The organism is Phyllobacterium sp. RCAM01083 (genome assembly GCF_055685835.1).
Map to the genome: position 1 here is coordinate 742667 of NZ_JBVFZN010000005.1, position 17890 is coordinate 760556.

The 17890-nt window shown below is 59.0% G+C and carries 21 protein-coding genes; 6 read left to right on the forward strand and 15 right to left on the reverse strand.

What is annotated here, in order from left to right; translation table 11 throughout:
• Positions 1 to 120: 120 nt before the first annotated feature.
• Positions 121 to 453 carry a Grx4 family monothiol glutaredoxin gene (gene grxD / locus ACZ25R_RS10220; protein WP_105732441.1) on the reverse strand — a complete coding sequence of 111 codons (333 nt, stop codon included), beginning with the start codon at positions 451 to 453 and terminating at the stop codon, positions 121 to 123.
• Between the two features lie 175 nt (positions 454 to 628).
• Here grxD and ACZ25R_RS10225 point away from each other — a divergent pair, with 175 nt between their 5' ends.
• A complete protein-coding gene (locus ACZ25R_RS10225; protein ID WP_403176100.1) occupies positions 629 to 1372 on the forward strand; it encodes a phosphodiester glycosidase family protein in 744 nt (247 codons plus the stop codon).
• Between the two features lie 13 nt (positions 1373 to 1385).
• Here ACZ25R_RS10225 and ACZ25R_RS10230 read toward each other — a convergent pair whose 3' ends face one another.
• The 3 genes from ACZ25R_RS10230 to ACZ25R_RS10240 all read right to left on the reverse strand — a co-directional run bounded on the left by ACZ25R_RS10230 (position 1386) and on the right by ACZ25R_RS10240 (position 5621).
• Complete coding sequence (locus tag ACZ25R_RS10230) at positions 1386 to 1619, reverse strand: BolA/IbaG family iron-sulfur metabolism protein (RefSeq protein ID WP_223612969.1); 234 nt, start codon at positions 1617 to 1619, stop codon at positions 1386 to 1388.
• Positions 1620 to 1662: 43 nt separating this feature from the next.
• Positions 1663 to 3894 carry a phosphoribosylformylglycinamidine synthase subunit PurL gene (purL, locus tag ACZ25R_RS10235; protein WP_472462473.1) on the reverse strand — a complete coding sequence of 744 codons (2232 nt, stop codon included), beginning with the start codon at positions 3892 to 3894 and terminating at the stop codon, positions 1663 to 1665.
• Positions 3895 to 4199: 305 nt separating this feature from the next.
• Entirely contained in the window at positions 4200 to 5621 is a 1422-nt protein-coding gene (locus tag ACZ25R_RS10240) for an aminotransferase-like domain-containing protein (protein WP_472460905.1), read from the reverse strand.
• Between the two features lie 93 nt (positions 5622 to 5714).
• Here ACZ25R_RS10240 and ACZ25R_RS10245 point away from each other — a divergent pair, with 93 nt between their 5' ends.
• Positions 5715 to 5960 (forward strand): DUF1127 domain-containing protein, encoded by a 246-nt coding sequence (locus ACZ25R_RS10245; RefSeq protein ID WP_472460906.1) that lies wholly within the window; start codon positions 5715 to 5717, stop codon positions 5958 to 5960.
• 146 nt (positions 5961 to 6106) lie between these two features.
• Positions 6107 to 6328, forward strand: coding sequence for a DUF1127 domain-containing protein (locus ACZ25R_RS10250; protein WP_223612972.1), 222 nt, complete (start codon positions 6107 to 6109; stop codon positions 6326 to 6328).
• 45 nt (positions 6329 to 6373) lie between these two features.
• Here ACZ25R_RS10250 and ACZ25R_RS10255 read toward each other — a convergent pair whose 3' ends face one another.
• The 5 genes from ACZ25R_RS10255 to purC form a co-directional block, all read right to left on the reverse strand.
• Entirely contained in the window at positions 6374 to 6790 is a 417-nt protein-coding gene (locus ACZ25R_RS10255) for a hypothetical protein (protein WP_472460907.1), read from the reverse strand.
• A 32-nt stretch (positions 6791 to 6822) separates the two neighbouring features.
• Positions 6823 to 7482, reverse strand: a complete 660-nt coding sequence (locus ACZ25R_RS10260) for a glutathione S-transferase family protein (protein ID WP_472460908.1) — start codon at positions 7480 to 7482, stop codon at positions 6823 to 6825.
• Positions 7483 to 7559: 77 nt separating this feature from the next.
• On the reverse strand, positions 7560 to 8228 hold the full coding sequence (purQ, locus tag ACZ25R_RS10265; protein ID WP_182549117.1) for a phosphoribosylformylglycinamidine synthase subunit PurQ: 669 nt from the start codon (positions 8226 to 8228) through the stop codon (positions 7560 to 7562).
• A 3-nt stretch (positions 8229 to 8231) separates the two neighbouring features.
• Positions 8232 to 8471 (reverse strand): phosphoribosylformylglycinamidine synthase subunit PurS, encoded by a 240-nt coding sequence (gene purS, locus ACZ25R_RS10270; protein ID WP_105732450.1) that lies wholly within the window; start codon positions 8469 to 8471, stop codon positions 8232 to 8234.
• A 33-nt stretch (positions 8472 to 8504) separates the two neighbouring features.
• Positions 8505 to 9269 carry a phosphoribosylaminoimidazolesuccinocarboxamide synthase gene (gene purC, locus ACZ25R_RS10275; RefSeq protein WP_105732451.1) on the reverse strand — a complete coding sequence of 255 codons (765 nt, stop codon included), beginning with the start codon at positions 9267 to 9269 and terminating at the stop codon, positions 8505 to 8507.
• 580 nt (positions 9270 to 9849) lie between these two features.
• Here purC and ACZ25R_RS10280 point away from each other — a divergent pair.
• A complete protein-coding gene (locus tag ACZ25R_RS10280; RefSeq protein ID WP_223612975.1) occupies positions 9850 to 10167 on the forward strand; it encodes a DUF1476 domain-containing protein in 318 nt (105 codons plus the stop codon).
• A 195-nt stretch (positions 10168 to 10362) separates the two neighbouring features.
• Positions 10363 to 11127 carry an HpcH/HpaI aldolase family protein gene (locus tag ACZ25R_RS10285; protein ID WP_472460909.1) on the forward strand — a complete coding sequence of 255 codons (765 nt, stop codon included), beginning with the start codon at positions 10363 to 10365 and terminating at the stop codon, positions 11125 to 11127.
• Here ACZ25R_RS10285 and ACZ25R_RS10290 read toward each other — a convergent pair.
• Complete coding sequence (locus ACZ25R_RS10290; RefSeq protein WP_223612977.1) at positions 11122 to 11670, reverse strand: RBBP9/YdeN family alpha/beta hydrolase; 549 nt, start codon at positions 11668 to 11670, stop codon at positions 11122 to 11124. The genes ACZ25R_RS10285 and ACZ25R_RS10290 overlap by 6 nt on opposite strands.
• Before the next feature lie 172 nt (positions 11671 to 11842).
• On the opposite strand from ACZ25R_RS10290, the gene ACZ25R_RS10295 reads away from it, so the two are divergent.
• Positions 11843 to 12742, forward strand: coding sequence for a VOC family protein (locus tag ACZ25R_RS10295; protein WP_472460910.1), 900 nt, complete (start codon positions 11843 to 11845; stop codon positions 12740 to 12742).
• A 63-nt stretch (positions 12743 to 12805) separates the two neighbouring features.
• Here ACZ25R_RS10295 and purB read toward each other — a convergent pair whose 3' ends face one another.
• The 5 genes from purB to ACZ25R_RS10320 form a co-directional block, all read right to left on the reverse strand.
• Positions 12806 to 14113: an adenylosuccinate lyase gene (gene purB / locus ACZ25R_RS10300; protein ID WP_223612979.1), complete on the reverse strand. Its 1308-nt coding sequence runs from the start codon at positions 14111 to 14113 to the stop codon at positions 12806 to 12808.
• Between the two features lie 111 nt (positions 14114 to 14224).
• Positions 14225 to 14962: a DUF2259 domain-containing protein gene (locus ACZ25R_RS10305; RefSeq protein WP_472460911.1), complete on the reverse strand. Its 738-nt coding sequence runs from the start codon at positions 14960 to 14962 to the stop codon at positions 14225 to 14227.
• Positions 14962 to 15636 (reverse strand): ribulose-phosphate 3-epimerase, encoded by a 675-nt coding sequence (gene rpe / locus ACZ25R_RS10310; RefSeq protein ID WP_472460912.1) that lies wholly within the window; start codon positions 15634 to 15636, stop codon positions 14962 to 14964. Before rpe ends, ACZ25R_RS10305 begins: the two co-directional genes overlap by 1 nt.
• A gap of 68 nt (positions 15637 to 15704) precedes the next feature.
• Positions 15705 to 16712, reverse strand: coding sequence for a P1 family peptidase (locus ACZ25R_RS10315; protein ID WP_464660945.1), 1008 nt, complete (start codon positions 16710 to 16712; stop codon positions 15705 to 15707).
• Entirely contained in the window at positions 16712 to 17785 is a 1074-nt protein-coding gene (locus ACZ25R_RS10320) for a branched-chain amino acid ABC transporter substrate-binding protein (RefSeq protein ID WP_472460913.1), read from the reverse strand. The genes ACZ25R_RS10315 and ACZ25R_RS10320 overlap by 1 nt, the downstream gene beginning before the upstream one ends.
• Positions 17786 to 17890 lie beyond the last annotated feature (105 nt).

Here is a 17890-nt window from a genome sequence, read left to right on the forward strand (position 1 = left end):
TCGTTTGTGTGGTGGTATCCATTATGAGACCTGTAAAACAAAGACAAAGGCGTCGGAATAGCCGACGCCTTGAGAAAATGATTCCGGATTTCCCCGGAACCGATTGAAACTGTTGCGTAGTCAGGCCGCCTTGGTGGCGATGCCTTTTTCGCTGAGCAGGGTTTGTAGCTCGCCTGCCTGGAACATTTCACGGATGATATCACAACCGCCGACGAATTCGCCCTTCACATAAAGCTGCGGGATGGTCGGCCAGTTGGAATAATCCTTGATACCCTGACGCAGTTCATTGGATGTCAGAATATTCACGCCTTTGTAATCGACGCCGATGTAGTCAAGAATTTGCACGACCTGGCCCGAAAAGCCGCACTGCGGAAAGCCCGGCGTTCCCTTCATGAAAAGGACGACGTCGTTGCTCTTGACCTCATTGTCGATAAATTCATTGATACCGCTCATTTCGGCAACCTTTCATACCAAATGACAACGAATCGTCATCAATGGTCCAAATTGATCTCGTTTAAACAAATAGCGCTTCAAATCTGGCAAAACAAGGCTGGTCACTGTGTCATCTCGTATCATTATAGCGGTCAGCTTCGTCGTTCTGGCAATTTTGGGAGGAATTTTCTGGTTCATGCGCCCGGTATCACCGCCCAAGCCTGCCCCCAACCCGCCGATCAATATCTCCGATGGCGATCTGCCCGACATTTGCCGGAAGATGACCTTCGAGGATGTCGATTCCATCGTCTGCGAGATCGACCTGCGCTCGCATCGCATCGATCTGGTGCGCACGGGAACCGACGGCGAACCCTACGGATCGCTGAAGACGTTCATGGAATCCCGTCTGCTGGACACACGCCCGATCCTGGCGATGAATGCAGGCATGTATGAAAAGGACCTTTCTCCGGTCGGCCTCTATGTCGAGGATGGCAAGGAGACATCGGAACTGCAGACCGATGACGGCGACGGCAATTTCTACATGAAACCGAACGGGGTTTTCTTCATCGGGAAGGACGGTTCCGCCGGGATTCTGGAAACAGCGGCGTTTGATGCCGCAAAGCCCGATGTCCGCATAGCCACCCAGTCGGGGCCAATGCTGGTCATCAACGGGCAGGTGCATCCGCGGTTCGAGCCGAACGGAACATCACGCCTGATCCGCAACGCCGTCGGCGTTCGCGACGCCAACACGGTCATTCTGGCAATATCCATCGAGCCGGTGAGTCTGGGAAGTTTCGCCCGTCTGTTCAGGGACGGGCTGAATTGCGCCAACGCGCTCTTTCTCGACGGTACGATCTCGGCAGTCGCCAATAACCGCAAGACCCTGATTGGCGGGATCGACCCCGTGGGGCCGATTCTCGCCGTGTTCGCAAAGAAGTGATTATTCGAAGTGATTATTCCGGGGCGCTGGTCTGCAGGGCGAGGGCGTGCAGGACGCCCCCCATATTGCCCTTGAGCGCATCGTAGACCATCTGGTGCTGCTGAACGCGCGACTTGCCGCGAAAACTCTCGGCGACGACTTCCGCGGCATAGTGATCACCATCGCCTGCCAGATCGCGAATGGTCACCTGCGCGTCAGGAATCGCGTCCTTGATCATTTTCTCGATGTCGCGCGCGTCCATAGCCATGTTCTGTCTCCCAAACTTTCGCCTGTCCTTTATCGGGACAGGATCATGCGGCCTGTGTTTCTTCGCCGTCCTGACCGCTCATGTAGTCAGGGAACCACGATTCGTGTGCTTTTGTCAGGTCTGCTACTGATATGGAGGCGAGGCCCTCGATCGTCAATGTGCTGCCGCCGACCGTGCCCAGCTTGCGGAACGGAACGCCCGACCCCTCGGCATTGAGCGTGACGAAGTTGGCCATGTCAGGCGCAACGGCAATGAGATAACGCGCCTGATCTTCACCAAAAAGCAGGGCATGTGCCGGGCCTTCACCGACGGTGACCTTGGCGCCCTTGGCCGCAGCCATGCACATCTCGGCGAGCGCAATGCCAAGCCCGCCATCGGACAGGTCATGGCAGGCGGTGATCTGGCCGTTGCGGATGGCCGAGCGGACAAAATTGCCGTTGCGCTTCTCGATGTTGAGGTCGACCGGCGGGGGCGGGCCGTCGGCACGGCCATGCAGGTCGCGCAGGTAGACCGACTGGCCGAGATGCGTGCCGTCGCCGCCGATGAGGATCAGCACGTCACGCTCGTGCATGCCGCCGATCTTGGCTGTCTTGGACCAGTCAGGGATCAGTCCGACACCGGCAATGGTGGGTGTCGGCAGGATCGCCTGGCCGTTGGTTTCGTTATAGAGCGACACGTTGCCGGAAACGATGGGGAAGGCAAGCGCGCGGCAGGCATCGCCGATGCCGCCAATGGCCTTGACCAGCTGTCCCATGATTTCAGGACGTTCCGGATTGCCGAAATTGAGATTGTCGGTGGCAGCGAGCGGTTCAGCGCCGACAGCCGTCAGGTTGCGCCAGCATTCGGCGACAGCCTGCTTGCCGCCCTCATAGGGATCGGCTTCGCAGTAGCGCGGGGTGACGTCGGAGGAGAAGGCAAGCGCCTTGCTGCGGTGACCTTCGACACGCACCACACCGGCATCGCCGCCGGGAACCTGCAGCGAATTGCCCTGAATCAGCGTGTCGTACTGTTCGTAGACCCAGCGGCGCGACGACAGGTCGGGTGAGCCGATCAGCTTCAGCAGTGCGGCGGCGTAATCGTCGACATCGGGAACGCTGGCGGCGGGCAGCGGTGCATGCTTGCCGGGTTCCATCCATGGACGGTCATATTCGGGCGCCTGATCGCCAAGATCCTTGATCGGCAGATTGGCGACTTCCTCACCCTGATGGATGACGCGGAAGCGCAGATCGTCCGTGGTGTAGCCGACGATGGCGAAATCCAGGCCCCACTTCTTGAAGATGGCCTCGGCTTCCGCTTCCTTTTCCGGGCGCAGAACCATGAGCATGCGCTCCTGGCTTTCCGACAGCATCATTTCATAGGCGGTCATGCGCTCTTCGCGCACCGGCACGTCATCGAGGTTGAGCCGGATGCCGAGATTGCCCTTGGCGCCCATTTCCACTGCGGAGCAGGTGAGACCCGCAGCGCCCATGTCCTGAATGGCGATGACGGCACCCGATGCCATCAGTTCCAGCGAGGCTTCGAGCAGGCATTTTTCCGTGAAGGGATCGCCGACCTGAACGGTCGGGCGCTTCTCTTCGATCGATTCATCGAATTCCGCCGATGCCATCGTGGCACCGCCAACGCCATCGCGGCCGGTCTTGGCACCGAGATAGACAACGGGAAGGCCGACGCCCTTGGCTTCGGACAGGAAGATCGCATTGGTCTTGGCAAGGCCGGCGGCAAAAGCGTTGACCAGGATGTTGCCGTTGTAGCGGGCATCGAAATTGACTTCACCGCCCACGGTCGGAACGCCGAAGGAATTGCCGTAACCGCCGACGCCTTCGACCACGCCCGATACGAGGTGGCGCGTCTTCGGGTGCGATGGAGCGCCGAAGCGCAGCGCGTTCATGGCCGCGATGGGCCGGGCACCCATGGTGAACACATCGCGCAGGATACCGCCGACACCGGTCGCCGCACCCTGATAGGGCTCGATATAGGACGGGTGGTTGTGGCTCTCCATCTTGAAGACAACGCAGTCGCCATCGCCGATATCGACAACACCGGCGTTTTCGCCGGGACCCTGAATGACCTGCGGTCCGGTTGTCGGCAGGGTACGCAGCCATTTCTTCGAGGATTTGTAGGAGCAATGCTCGTTCCACATGGCCGAGAAGATGCCGAGCTCGGTAAAGCTGGGTTCACGTCCGATCAGGTCGAGAATGCGTTGATATTCGTCCGGCTTGAGCCCGTGCGAAGCAACGAGTTCCGGCGTGATCTGGATTGTGTTGGAGAGAACCATCGGTAATACCAATTCCATTGCGCTTTTCTTGGGTTCTCTTAGAGCAATTTGCGAGGGGAATACACCGTCTAACGCGGAAAAATTGTCGCTTGCCGCGTTTCGTCAACAGGTGGTGTCAGATGGTAAATCGTATCAGCCTTGCATGGCGCTTGGTACGTGGTTCGACAAGCTCACCATGAGGGGAGTGGTTTGGCTGCAATGCCAATCGCAAAGGTTGCAGAATATAACTCCTTGCAATCCTGACCCTCCCTCATGGTGAGCTTGTCGAACCACGCACAATGCTTACGCAATAGCCTTCAGAGCACTCACGAATAGCTGTCATAGCTCGCATTGTCGGTTTCCATCAGACGGCGCAGGATGGACAGGCCGTTTTCCACTTCACCGCGCGTTGCAGGCACCGAATAGCCAAACCGCACCCGGTGGAAGGTCTTTTCCGTCCGGCCTGGCTTGAATTCGTCCTCGTCGTCAATGAGGACACCCTCATTGAGCGCCGCGCTCTTGAAGGTCGCCGACAGCCATGGTTCCGGCAGTTTCACCCAGATAAACGGCGAATAGGGATGCGAGTTGATATCGAAACCGGCAAAGATCGATCGCGCCAGTGCTTCCCGCTCGGTGGTTTCTTCCCGGACCTTGACCCGGATAGCGTCGGCCTCGCCGGAATTAACCAGTTGCGCCCCGAGTTCCGCCATGAGGAACGGCATGCCGCCGGTGACCATCTTGTGGGCCGTCAGCACGCGCGATGCCAGATGCGGCGGGCAGGCAACCCAGCCACCGCGCACACCCGCCGCAACGGATTTCGACAGGCCGCCAATGTGGAAGGTTCGCTCCGGCGCCAGTTCGGCAAGCTTGACGTGATCAAGGCAGAGCAGCGATCCGTAAATCTCGTCCTCGATGATCCAGACATTGTAACGCCGGGCAATCTCTACAACGGCGCGGCGGTGTTCCTCGGAGAGGGTTGTGGCCGTCGGATTCTGCAGCGACGGCATCAGAAACACGAGTTTCGGGTGCTGCTGGGCGCAGAGCCGTTCAAAGTCATCCGGTGTGGCGCTGCCGTTCTCGGTGTTCATGATGATGCTGCGCCGCCCCATCAGATTGACGCTGCGCGCGGCGGAACAATAGGTCAAATCCTCGAAGGCGATACGGTCACCCGGTGTGGTAACCGCTGCAATGATCGCCAGAATGGCGGAATGCGCCCCGAGCGTCGGTACAATCGAAGCGGCATCGGGCCGCCATTCCGCCGACCCGAGCCAGCGGCTTCCCGCCAATTGCCATGACGGGGGCAGGGTGCGGGAATAGCTGGCGATTTCGCCGGGATAGGACCGGGTGATATCCCGCAGAAAGCGGTCCATCACAACCGATTGCCCGACGTCGATTGCCGCCGTGCTGTCGAGCCGGATATTGCCGGGCGCAATGACGGCGCTGCGCGTACCGCCGAAGGGTTCGGAGTGCTGGGCGGGTGGAAGCTGGATCAGCTTCGTCTCCTTGTGGTCAATGACATAGGTGCCCCGACCCACTTCGCCGCTGACAAGACCGCGCTCGCGGATGAGATTGTACGCCCGACCGACTGTGCCGATTGTCACCCCGATATCGAAGGCGAGATTGCGCTGCGGAGGCAATTTCGTGCCCGGTGCAAGCACGCCGCCGGCAATGTCCGATTCAATCCGCTCCGCCAGCTGCAGATAAAGCGGGCCTTTGCCGTGTTTCAGTTCCGGAAGCCAATTTGTCATGGTGACAATTATGTATATTGCGATTCCAATTGAGTCAATCCATTACAATTAGCGATACAATTCGAGTCAATTCGGCTTGATAGGATGGTTATGATGAGTACAATTGGTGCAATCAGAAGAAAATCCGCCGGTGTAAGCAATGCGCGCGGTATTGCTTTGCCCAAATTGTCCCGGAGTAGGGCGGTAGTCCTGCGTCAAATTCTGGGCTGGATGTTGCATGCTACCGCCAAACGGCGCAGCCGCGTGCATTTGAGCGAACTCAGCGATGAGCAATTGCTGGATATCGGTGTATCGCCAGCGCAGGCACGGCAGGAATCCAAGCGATTTTTCTGGGATTGAACATCCGGTATGGCCGACTGCTTCTTGAATTAAGCAACCGCCGTCGCTGCCAATGAGAATTACTGATACCCGCCCTCAGTAATATTGAATGAATCTTTTGTGATTTACCTATATATTGCATATTCAATCGTTTCAGGGAGGCGCATATGGGTACGACTTTTGTAGAACCTAACCGTCCCGCTATCCGGGGGCTGACCTATGCTTCACAGCCGGACTTCCTGTCACAGTTTGCCGGCTGGGTGGAAAGCGCCCTGATGAAACGGCGCACGCGGCTTCAGCTCGGCAAGCTGAGCGACGAAGGGCTCAAGGATCTTGCCTTGACCCGCGATCACGTCGAAGCCGATCTCGACCGTTATCTGTCGATGTGATGCCTCAAGCCGGCGCGTGACCGCACCGGCTTGCGTTTCCATTTATCAGCCGCGCGCGGTGCAGGACGGTTGCCCTGCTGCCCAGCGGCGTATGTCGGATTCAATGCGATTTCCCATGGAATGTCCCATCAGCGGGCCGAAGGCCTCGACCTTGGCCGGGTTGCCTTCAGCGTGAACAACCAGCAGCGGACGGCCGCCGGGATTGCCCGCCGGGACGACCAGGATGCGCGGGCGGCCGGAATAGGAATTCAGCTCCGGCGCGAGATGGTAGGGCTTGAACGCCGAATCCTTCGACTTGAACCAGCAATTATTGGCGGCAAGGGCCACCCTCTCCATGGTAGCGAGGGCGGCCTTGTCCGAACCGAAGGCCAGAGAGCCAGGCCCCGGCTTGCTGGGTGATTGGCATCCGGCGAGCGCCACGAGCGAAGTCATCATGGCAACGCCAATCGTCTGCATTTTCATCCAGCTATCTCCAATGATACAAGGGCGGTTGATCAGCTTGCCTCAAGTTCCCCGAGGAACACTTTCAAGGCATCCGTCATCTCGAACCAGACCAGCGATAGCACCGGATCCTGAACAATCAGTTGCTCATAGGCATCGAATTTCGGAAATGGCTCGAGCAGGCGCGAGCGGCGCGTCATCACCCGGAAATGGTTGAACAGGAAGCGGATCGGCGTCAGCCAGGCATCCGCCATGGTCATCTGCTTGCCCAGCGCATAGGGGCCATCTCCCATGCGGTGTTCGATTTCACGCAAACCGGCTTCCAGCCGGGCAAAAAGCTTGGTGATCCGCGTATCGTCCTTGGATTTGGTGTGAACGAGCTCAAAAAGTTCCATGACGGGAACGAGGATTTCCAGCTCGGCGATACGGGCAGCCATGCGCACCACGGCGCGGTCACGCGAATCCGCCGGCAGCAGAACCGGTTCGGGAAAATGTTCTTCGAGATATTCGGAGATAACCGTGGCTTCGATGATGGTCAGGCCCGAGCCTGTAATCAGCACCGGAATACGGTTGAACGGGGAAATGCTGCGGAACTCTTCGGGTATCGGAAAACCCGGCGGCGGCGCTACGACCTTGATGGGTGCCTTCTTGTAGTAGGCGATGCAACGAACAATCGAGGAGTAGGGGGAGAGCGGCCGCGAATACAGTTTCATTCTCAATTCCTCCGTTTGAGTGCCGTTCCGGCCCATGGCGGGCCGGAACGGCATTGCTCAAGCGTATAGAATTTTACTCAGGCGGCAATCCCAAGAATGCCCGCAAACAGGGCGCGGCCATCGGAGCCGCCATGGGCAGCCTCAATCAGGTTCTCCGGATGCGGCATCATACCGAGAACATTGCCTTTTTCACTGATGATACCGGCGATGTCATTCATCGCGCCGTTCGGGTTTGTACCCTCCGCATAGCGGAAAACCACCTGGCCTTCGCCTTCGATGCGGGCCAAAGTCGTTTCGTCAGCGAAGAAATTGCCGTCATGATGGGCAACCGGGCAGCGGACGATCTGGCCATGCGAATAACCGCGGGTGAAGGCGGTGTTGGCATTGGTCACTTCCAGCTTCACTTCACGGCAGACGAATTTCAGCGACGCGTTGCGCATCAGGGCGCCGGGCAGCAGGCCCGCTTCCTGCAAAATCTGGAAGCCGTTGCACACGCCCATGACCATGACACCCTTGTCGGCCTTCTCGCGGATCGCCTGCATGACGGGCATGCGCGCGGCAATGGCTCCGCAGCGCAGATAGTCGCCATAGGAGAACCCGCCGGGAATGACGATCAGATCGACATCAGGAATTTCGGTGTCCGTCTGCCAGACCGTCTGCGGTGCATGGCCGGAGATTTTCGTCAGCGCCGCAATCATGTCACGGTCGCGATTGAGGCCCGGGAGAAGAACGACAGCTGATTTCATTTTTTAAACGAGCTCCACCGCGTAATCTTCGATGACCGTATTGGCGAGCAGCTTTTCGCACATCGCCTTGACGTTGGCTTCGGCAACGGCGCGGTCCTTGGTGTCGATCTCCACATCAAAGATCTTGCCCTGGCGTACGGATGCAACGCCATCGAAACCAAGACTGCCCAGCGCGCCGACAATTGCCTTGCCCTGGGGGTCAAGAACGCCATTCTTCAAGGTTACAGTGACACGTGCCTTCATCGATCGTCTTCTCCGAGATTGTTCAATCAGCGATTATTTAACGAGAACCGGCCCGGTTGGCCGCAACTGTTCATTTTCATTCATGATGCCCAGGCGGCGGGCGACTTCCTGATAGGCCTCGATCAGACCGCCCATATCACGACGGAACCGGTCCTTGTCCAGCTTTTCGCTGGTCTGGCTGTCCCACAGGCGGGCGGAATCGGGGGAAAACTCGTCGGCGACGACAATACGCATCATGTCGCCTTCCCACAAACGGCCGCATTCGATCTTGAAATCGACGAGCTGGATACCGACGCCGAGGAACAGGCCGCTGAGGAAGTCGTTGACGCGAATGGCCAGTGCCATGATGTCATCGATTTCCTGAGGCGCAGCCCAGCCAAAGGCCGTGATGTGCTCTTCGGAGACCATAGGATCGTCCAGAACGTCGTTTTTGTAGTAAAATTCGATGATCGAGCGCGGCAGAACCGTGCCCTCTTCGATTCCAAGACGTTTTGCCAGCGAACCCGCCGCAATGTTGCGGACGACCACCTGCAGGGGAATGATTTCGACTTCCTTGATCAGCTGCTCACGCATGTTGAGGCGGCGGATGAAGTGCGTCGGAATACCCATGCGGTTGAGCTGGGTGAAAATGTACTCGGAAATCCGGTTGTTCAAAACACCTTTGCCATCAATGACTTCGTGCTTCTTTGGATGCAGCACGGTGGTGTCGTCTTTGAAATGTTGGACAAGCGTTCCTGGCTCGGGTCCTTCGTAAAGGATTTTGGCTTTGCCTTCGTAGACACGGCGGCGACGGTTCATTGCAGGTCTCTGGTATTGGAGTTATCGGTCGGCCTTGGTCACAGCCGTCATGTTGGCGCGCTAACTATCGTAAAAGCAAGCATTCTACAATGATACTTTAGGGATCGGCACCATTAATATGATCGAAATGGCGCCAGAAACGGCAAGAAGATGCGAGGAGAGGTGCGAAGGGCGGGGTCTTTCCCCCGGCCGAGCGGCTCGACACTGCAGCTTGCAGCCGTTTCGGCGTCCGAAGGATATGGTCCATTTGCCCGGCTCCATCGTCGCAAAGGACTTGAGAATGGATAAACATTCCCATCGCCTTTGCTCCTCGGATCCGAACAAATGGCCGCGTACCATTTCGACCAGATTAATGGTGCCGATCCCTTAGTAGGTCCCCGGATTTACGGGTTATATGGGCTTTTTACGACAATGTGACCCATGTTTGCCTGAAGAGTTTCATTTCAGACTTCCGATTTCGTGCAGAATGGTTATATGAACCTAAGAAACAATGCCTATCAGGGACTTGCCCTAAAAACGCCAAGACCGGGGAGGCATCTTTCACCGGAATGACCAATTCATTTTGCGGGAGCAAGAGAGGATGACAATGGAAGATCGCGAAAATGCCTTTGAAAGCAAATATGCGCATGACGCGGAGGTTCGCTTTCGGGCAGAGGCACGGCGCAACAAGCTGATTGGCCTTTGGGCAGCGGAAAAGCTGGGCAAGACCGGCGAAGAAGCGGAAGCCTATGCGCTTGAAGTCATCAAGGCGGATTTCCAGGAAGCCGGTGATGACGACGTTTTCCGCAAGATCCGCGCCGATTTCGATGCGGCAGGTGTCGACAAATCCGACCACCGCATCCGCCGTACAATGGATGAAATGCTGGAAGAAGCCATCCGCCAGATCCAGGGATCCTGATCTGTCCGGATCGGTCTTCGTAAAAACCGCCCTTCCAGGGCGGTTTTTTGTTGGCACTATCCCGTTGTTTTTGCTTCGCCCCCAATGGTCCTTTGATTCTGACATTTGCCTGAGCGGCTTGTATCAAAAGGGGGCAAATGTCAGAATCGGACTACAAGCCGAGTCGGCCATCAGCAACAATTTCCGGGAGAGATCATGTCGCTAGCATCACGTCTGAGGGCGGGAGAAACGGTTTTTTCCGCCTGGTGCAACCTGCCTCATCCGCTGGTCATGGAAACCCTGTGCCGGACGGATTTCACCGCCTTCATGCTCGACATGCAGCACGGCCCGTTCGATACGGAATCGGTTCTGCAAAGCATCGGTATCATCCAGAGCGCAGGCAAGCATACGGTGGTGCGCATTCCCGTCGACCGGTTCGACATGGCAAGCCGGGCACTGGACTTCGGCGCCGAGGGCATTATCGCCCCGATGATCAATTCGGTTGAAGACGCGCGGCGTTTTGCTGCTTCCATGAAATACCCGCCGGTCGGTGAGCGGTCGTGGGGGCAGTTGCGCGGGCGTCCGGCAAGCTATGGCGCCAGCGGTTCCGGCGGCTATCTGACTGAGGTCAATGCCAAGACGCTGGCTTTCGCCATGATCGAGACACGTGCCGCCTTTGCCGCGCTGGACGGTATTCTGGCCATCGATGGTATCGACGGCGTTTTTGTCGGCCCTGCGGATTTCTCAATCGGCTGGAGCAACGGAGCCGAGGTGGATGCCGGATCGCAGGCGATCATTGAGCCGCTGCGGGAAATCGCCACCAAGGCACGCGCCGCAGGCAAACTCTGCGGCATCTACGCGCCCAATGCCGAACTGGCAAAACGGTTCACCGGTCTCGGTTTCACCTATGTGCCGATCTCCGTCGACACGGCCTATCTGCAACTGGGCGTGCAGACATTGCTGGCAGCGATTAAATCATAGTTGCGAAATAAATTTCGCAAAGACCATCGTGCCTTCCGGCCAGGGTCCATGGCCGGATTCGGCATTGAGGTGGCCTGATTCACCGGCATCGATGAACAGGGATCCCCAGGCCGCCGCCAGGTCTTCTGCAACGGCATATTCGCAATAGTGATCATTGCGGCTGGCAACGACGATGGATGGAAATGTGAACGGCTCGCGCGGGTAGGGGCCGAATGTCATCAGGTGCTTCGGCCGGATTTTCGGGTTTGACACATCAGGCGGCGTCACCAGGAAAGCGCCTTTGATCTTGCTGCCGATCTGCGGCAATGCGTGCACAAAGGTCGGCACCCCCAGGGAATGCGCGACAACGACAACGGGCAGAGTCGCTTCGTTGACGGACTTGACCACTTCCGCCACCCAGTCCGCAAGCACAGGCTTCGACCATTCCTTCTGCTCGACGCGCCGTGCCGTGGAAAGCTTGGCCTCCCAGCGTGTCTGCCAGTGATCGGGACCGGAATTGGTGTAACCGGGAATGATGAGGATATCAGCGTCTTTGACTTTCATGCTCCCCATTTAGGAAAAATATCGGGGAACCGCAACGCCACAAGATTGTAAACAATCCGGATTTGATGGTTCGCGAATGGTGAACATGCTGTTCGCCGCTGCGCGGCTTGTATCTGTTGATGTAACGACCGACTTTAGATGCAATGTAACAGGTGGATCGCCGGGAGTGCACATGAAGGTCACACGCAGAGATGTCGCCGGCGGTGCCGGTATGCTGGCTTTCCAGGCGATTGCGGGATCAGCCCGCGCGGAGACAGATATGAACAGTGTTCCCTTTGCAGCAACGGCCCCGACCCATGTGTCAAAAGTTGGCATCAAGGCGAGGGATGCCGATCAGCTGGCGAAATATTACAGCGAGGTTGTCGGCTTGCGGGAACTCTCCCGCAAGGGGCAGACGATCATCCTTGGAGCAGGTGAGACGCCTTTGCTCGAAATCGAGCAGGCGGCGGCGATCCGTGCCGACGATCCGCACAGCGCTGGCCTTTATCACACGGCTTTTCTGCTGCCGCGCCGGGTCGATCTTGCCCGGTGGGCGCGGCGCGCCATCGACCAGCGCACGCCGATTGTCGGCGCATCGGACCATATTGTCAGCGAGGCCATCTATCTGACGGACCCGGAAGGCAATGGCATCGAGATTTACGCGGATCGCCCGCATGAGAACTGGAAATGGAACGGTTCATCCGTCGAGATGGGCACCGCTGCGCTGGATGTCGGTAATCTGCTTGGCGCGCTGAAGCCGGATACGGCGGAATGGAATGGCGCGCCCGATGGCGCCATGGTTGGCCATCTGCATCTGCGGGTCGGCAATGCCGGGGACGCGGAGGCATGGTGGCATCGTGAGCTCGGCATGCAGACTGTTGCCGGTTTCGGCGGCAGTGCCGTGTTCCTGTCCACCGGCGGCTACCATCACCATGTTGCTGCCAATTCCTGGCAGAGCAAGGGTGCGGGCAAGCGGGACAATGACCGTTCCGGTCTCGCCTGGGCCGAATTCGTGTCGAGCGATGCCCGGGACGAGCGGGAAATCGTCGATCCCTGGGGCAATGTCATGCGCATCGTACCGGCAAAGGCCTGACCGCTTTCTGCCAATAAAAAGCCCGCGAAACCGCGGGCTTTTCTTTTGATCAATGCGACGCGTTCAAGCTTCGCCGAACACGCGCCTGAAAATCGTGTCGACATGCTTGGTATGATAGCCAAGGTCGAATTTCTCGCGGATGGTCTGTTCCGGCAGCGCGGCGCGGACGTCCGCGTCGGCCAGCAGCTCCTCGAGGAAATCCTTGCCCTGTTCCCAGACCTTCATCGCGTTGCGCTGAACGAGGCGGTAGGAATCCTCGCGGGACACACCGGCCTGCGTGAGGGCAAGCAGAACGCGCTGGGAGTGGATCAGGCCACGGAACTTGTTCATGTTTTTCAGCATGTTGTCGGGATAGACCAGCAGCTTGTCGATGACGCCGGTCATGCGGGCAAGGGCGAAATCAAGCGTGATCGTCGCGTCCGGGCCGATCATGCGCTCGACGGATGAATGCGAAATGTCGCGTTCGTGCCAGAGCGCCACATTTTCCATGGCGGGCAGGGCAAAGGCGCGCACCATGCGGGCGAGGCCGGTCATGTTTTCCGTCAGCACCGGATTGCGTTTGTGCGGCATGGCGGACGAACCCTTCTGGCCGGGGGAGAAATATTCCTCCGCTTCCAGAACTTCCGTGCGCTGCAGGTGGCGAATTTCAACGGAAAGGCGCTCGATGGACGAGGCGATGACGCCGAGCGTGGCGAAGTACATGGCGTGGCGGTCACGCGGGATGACCTGCGTGGAGACCGGTTCCGGCTCCATGCCCAGCGACTTGGCCACATGCTCTTCGACATAGGGATCGATATTGGCGAATGTGCCGACAGCGCCGGAAATGGCGCAGGTGGCGATCTCGGCGCGTGCGGCCACGAGACGGGTGCGGCAGCGCTCGAATTCGGCATAGGCCTGTGCCAGCTTGACGCCGAACGTGGTCGGCTCGGCATGGATACCGTGGCTGCGGCCGATGGTGACCGTGTCCTTGTGCTCGAAGGCACGCTTCTTGAGTGCTGCCAGCAGCTTGTCGAGGTCAGCCAGCAGGATGTCGCTGGCCCGCATCAGCTGGACGTTGAAACAGGTATCGAGCACGTCGGACGAGGTCATGCCCTGATGGACAAAGCGCGCGTCGGGGCCGACGATCTCAGCCAGATGCGTCAGGAAGGCGATGACGTCGTGCTTGGTCTCACGCTCGATCTCGTCGATGCGGTCGATATCGAATGTCGCGGCGCCGCCTTTTTCCCAGATTGTCGCAGCAGCTTCCTTGGGAATGACGCCGAGTTCCGCCAGCGCATCGCAGGCATAGGCCTCGATTTCGAACCAGATGCGGAATTTCGTTTCCGGGGACCAGATGGCGACCATTTCGGGCCGCGAATAACGCGGGATCATTGTGTGTTCCTATAGGCAATCGATGGGCGGATGAGTGTGAGACCTGCTCTAACAGACCAAGCCGCCGTACTCAACGTGGCTTTTCAGCCTGCACAGCTATATGGCCGTGAATCACTGTTGCGTGGTGACCGCCAGCCAGCGGTAATCGGGGCCTTCAAAGCCGATTGAACGGACTGCGATCAGAATGGCAAGGGCAGGTTTGCCATCCGGCAGATAGAAGGTCTGGACGGCGCCGATGCTGTAGCCTTGCGGGCAATTGCGGCTCGACGGAATGGATTTGTCTTCGTGCAGCGTCCTGATATCGGTGGATGCGCCCTGCTGGATCGTCAGGCGAAACCCTTTGTACATCTCCGGTTCCGGGCATTTGTCCGGGCGCGGGACATCGATTTCCTGCAGTTGCACCGTCAGCGGCTCGTCCATGGGAGGGAAAACCGGGCGCGGATTGAACGTTGTCTTGAACTTGTCGGCCGACAGTTCGGTGATCGGGTTGGCTGCGACCGTATCGCCTGCATTGGCGCGCAGTTCCGTGTCGGCAAGCCCGGTCAGCCCCTGCGCATCCCGGCCAGCCTTTTCGCGGGCATCGGTGAGAGAGGCCTTTTCATCGTCGAGGCGCACCCGCACCGGTGTCTTGGGAAGAAAGGCGTCGGTTGCCGTGTCGATATAATAGCGGTTGGCGTAGGGAAAACCGGAACCATCCTGGACGCCGTATTCCTCGAAGGCAAAAACCTTGCCGTCTTTGGAAAAGCCAAGAATGTCAAGTTTTGCAACATCTCCTGCCCGTGCCGCCACTGGCGAAAAACCCACGACCAGAACGGTGAGGGCGGCGCGAAGCAGGAGGGAAAGGCGCATCACGAGCCCTTGATGGTTGCGTTGCGGATCAGCTCGATATTGGCGCGGTAGCTTGCTTCCGATCCGCCCTTGAACACGGCAGAACCGGCAACCAGCGCATTGGCGCCTGCCTGTGTTGCCAATCCGGCGGTGTCGGCGGTAATTCCGCCATCCACTTCCAGATCGATCGGGCGGTCGCCGATCATCGTCTTGACCTTGCGGATCTTCTCAAGAGTCTCGGAAATGAATTTCTGGCCGCCAAAGCCGGGATTGACGGTCATGACCAGCACCAGATCCACGTCGCTCAGGACATATTCGATGGCAGATTCCGGCGTCCCCGGATTGATGGCGATGCCGGCCTTCTTGCCAAGGGCGCGAATGGCCTGCAGCGAGCGGTGGACGTGCGGTCCGGCCTCGGCATGAATGGTGATGATGTCCGATCCCGCCTTGGCAAAGGCTTCGAGATAGGGATCGCACGGCGCAATCATCAGATGGGTGTCGAAAACCGCGGAGGTCAGCGGGCGGATTGCCTTGACCACTTCGGGGCCGAAGGTGATGTTCGGCACGAAATGGCCGTCCATGACGTCGATATGCACCCAGTCAGCACCCGCCTTGAGCACGGTGGTGACTTCCGAACCGAGCTTCGAAAAGTCGGAAGCGAGAATGGACGGGGCGATGACAAGCGGGCGGCTCATGGCGTTCTCCGGTAGAAATGTTGTGCGCGCCCGTTACCACGCGCGTCCGGACCGCACAATGAAAACCGTCAGGGCCGGGTGTTCCACACAGGAAACAGGTCGTTTGGAGCCGCTGTTGCCGCAAACACGCCGCGCGCGACGGCCCGTGCCATGGTGGAAGCCGCTGCTGCGCACAATTCGATGAATTCGTCGATCTCGGGCGCGCGGCCGGCGGTGCCGGTTGCAAGGGCAAACACCAGATCGCCGTCGAATGGCGTATGCGAGGGCCATATGGCGCGGGCAAAGCCGTCATGCGCCGCAATGGCGAGACGTTTGGCCTGTGCCTTGGTCAATTGCAGGTCCGTGGCGATGACACCGATGGTCGTGTTGGTGTCCGTTGCCGCTTCCTTGAATTTTGTCTTGATCTCCGCCGCGTCGGCGGGAAGCGGATGCGGCAGGCCAAGTCCGCCGAACTCGTCACCAATCTCGAAGGGAGCGGCCCAGAAGTGGCGGCTGCGCCCGACTGTGACCGATCCCAGCGCATTGACGGCCACCAGCGCGCCCATTGTCGCGCCATTCGGCAGGATGGATGAGGCCGAACCGAGCCCGCCCTTCAGGCCGGTCACCAGCGCGCCCGTACCGGCGCCGGTGCTGCCGAGGGCAAAATCGCGCGATGCGGATTGCACGGCCTGATAGCCAAGCTCGCGATAGGGCGGATAAAGGCCCCAATCCTTGTCGCCGCCATTGATCAGGTCAAACAGGATGGCGGCAGGGACGATCGGAATGCGCTGGCCGCCAACCTTGAATCCGATGCGCTTTTCGCGCAGCGCCGCCTGCACGCCCGATGCGGCATCGAGGCCAAAGGCGGAACCGCCTGACAGAACCAGTGCATTGATGGTTTCAACCGTGTTGTGCGGCTCGAGCAGATCGGTTTCCCGGGTGCCGGGCGCGCCGCCAAGAACCTGTACGGCGGCCGTCGCGGGTTCATCGCAGAGGATGACGGTGGTTCCCGATTTGATGGTTGCATCCGCGGCATTGCCGATGCTCAGACCAGCGACATCGGTGATGAGATTGCGCGGCCCCGTCTTCAGCGGCATCAGTTGGTCTCCTGCACGAACTGTTTTCCATCATAGCGCTGCAGGCGAAACGTATCGGCAATGCGCTCGCCGCGGGCGTCGAACTGCACGGGGCCGATGGCGGTTTCAAAGACGTTTTTCCTGAGAAGATCGGATAGGGAAGCGGCCTGGGCCTGCGCGGTTGTCAGCAGCTGGACGGCAACTTCCGCTGCGGCGTAGGCGGGAATGGCATAACCTTCGGGCACTTTGCCGGCGAGTTCCATGGCGTTGCTGGCATTGCGGGCGCTTTCGAGGGTCTCCGGATCGCGCGGTGCAATCATCAGCGTTCCCACGGACAGATCGCCGCCGCTGGCGGTCGCTTTCAGCGATTCACCACCGATGATCGTCAGGGGATAGTTGAGCACGACGGCGCTGCGGCCGATGGCAGCGACGTCATCCCGTTCGCCGCCGACGAAAACCTGTGTCGCTCCGGCCCGCTTCAGGCGCCCGACCAGCGCGTTCTGATTGTCGAGGCCGGGGCGATAGGTATCGGCAAACACAGGCTTCAGTCCCTTTTCCTCGAGGCGCCCCCGCACCGTGGCGGCGATCTCACGGCCGAAAATCGTGCCGTCGTCGATGATGGCGAAGGGTGTTGCCCGCCAGAGGTTCACCAGTATGTCGCCGGTCTCACGGGCGGCATTGCGTTCGGAGGAGGCAATGCGGAACACCGGATAGGGCGTATCTGCGCGCATTTCGGTCAGGGTCAAATCCCGAACCCCGGGTGTAATGACGGCAATGCCTTTCTGCCCGAGGATGGGCAGGGCGGCTTCAAGCGATTCCGTGCAGAGAAAGCCGACCACAATCGTCGCATTGGCCAGCACCATTTCCCGGGCGGCGGCGGCCCCGCCTGCCGCATCGCATTTGTCGTCGGCGGTCACAACGCTGATGTCCTGCCCCTGCTTGTTGCCGGCAACCGCGGCATTGGCACCGTCGACCAACTGATTGCCAAGCCGCGCAAAGGAACCGGAGAGCGGTGCAACGACGCCGATCTTGTCCTGTGCATAGGCGACGCTGCCGAACAACAGGCACAGACCAAGCGTCGCGGCTCGTATCATGGGATTCATTGCGATATTGCCGTACCTTCGAGATGGCGGATGACGAAACTTTCGATTTGGGTAACTGTTTCCTTCACTCTGTGCAATCCGGCTCTATATAAAAGG

Coding starts and splice junctions, on each gene's coding strand:
- ACZ25R_RS10320 (WP_472460913.1), bottom strand. CDS start 17,785: ATGATACGAGCCGCGACGCTTGGTCTGTGCCTGTTGTTCGGCAGCGTC.
- ACZ25R_RS10245 (WP_472460906.1), top strand. CDS start 5,715: ATGAGTACAATTGGTGCAATCAGAAGAAAATCCGCCGGTGTAAGCAAT.
- purS (WP_105732450.1), bottom strand. CDS start 8,471: ATGAAGGCACGTGTCACTGTAACCTTGAAGAATGGCGTTCTTGACCCC.
- ACZ25R_RS10305 (WP_472460911.1), bottom strand. CDS start 14,962: ATGCGCCTTTCCCTCCTGCTTCGCGCCGCCCTCACCGTTCTGGTCGTG.
- ACZ25R_RS10285 (WP_472460909.1), top strand. CDS start 10,363: ATGTCGCTAGCATCACGTCTGAGGGCGGGAGAAACGGTTTTTTCCGCC.
- ACZ25R_RS10255 (WP_472460907.1), bottom strand. CDS start 6,790: ATGAAAATGCAGACGATTGGCGTTGCCATGATGACTTCGCTCGTGGCG.
- ACZ25R_RS10315 (WP_464660945.1), bottom strand. CDS start 16,712: ATGCCGCTGAAGACGGGGCCGCGCAATCTCATCACCGATGTCGCTGGT.
- ACZ25R_RS10225 (WP_403176100.1), top strand. CDS start 629: ATGCGCCCGGTATCACCGCCCAAGCCTGCCCCCAACCCGCCGATCAAT.
- ACZ25R_RS10250 (WP_223612972.1), top strand. CDS start 6,107: ATGGGTACGACTTTTGTAGAACCTAACCGTCCCGCTATCCGGGGGCTG.
- ACZ25R_RS10230 (WP_223612969.1), bottom strand. CDS start 1,619: ATGGCTATGGACGCGCGCGACATCGAGAAAATGATCAAGGACGCGATT.
- ACZ25R_RS10295 (WP_472460910.1), top strand. CDS start 11,843: ATGAAGGTCACACGCAGAGATGTCGCCGGCGGTGCCGGTATGCTGGCT.
- ACZ25R_RS10280 (WP_223612975.1), top strand. CDS start 9,850: ATGACAATGGAAGATCGCGAAAATGCCTTTGAAAGCAAATATGCGCAT.
- ACZ25R_RS10240 (WP_472460905.1), bottom strand. CDS start 5,621: ATGACAAATTGGCTTCCGGAACTGAAACACGGCAAAGGCCCGCTTTAT.
- purL (WP_472462473.1), bottom strand. CDS start 3,894: ATGGTTCTCTCCAACACAATCCAGATCACGCCGGAACTCGTTGCTTCG.
- rpe (WP_472460912.1), bottom strand. CDS start 15,636: ATGAGCCGCCCGCTTGTCATCGCCCCGTCCATTCTCGCTTCCGACTTT.
- ACZ25R_RS10290 (WP_223612977.1), bottom strand. CDS start 11,670: ATGAAAGTCAAAGACGCTGATATCCTCATCATTCCCGGTTACACCAAT.
- grxD (WP_105732441.1), bottom strand. CDS start 453: ATGAGCGGTATCAATGAATTTATCGACAATGAGGTCAAGAGCAACGAC.
- purC (WP_105732451.1), bottom strand. CDS start 9,269: ATGAACCGTCGCCGCCGTGTCTACGAAGGCAAAGCCAAAATCCTTTAC.
- purQ (WP_182549117.1), bottom strand. CDS start 8,228: ATGAAATCAGCTGTCGTTCTTCTCCCGGGCCTCAATCGCGACCGTGAC.
- purB (WP_223612979.1), bottom strand. CDS start 14,113: ATGATCCCGCGTTATTCGCGGCCCGAAATGGTCGCCATCTGGTCCCCG.
- ACZ25R_RS10260 (WP_472460908.1), bottom strand. CDS start 7,482: ATGAAACTGTATTCGCGGCCGCTCTCCCCCTACTCCTCGATTGTTCGT.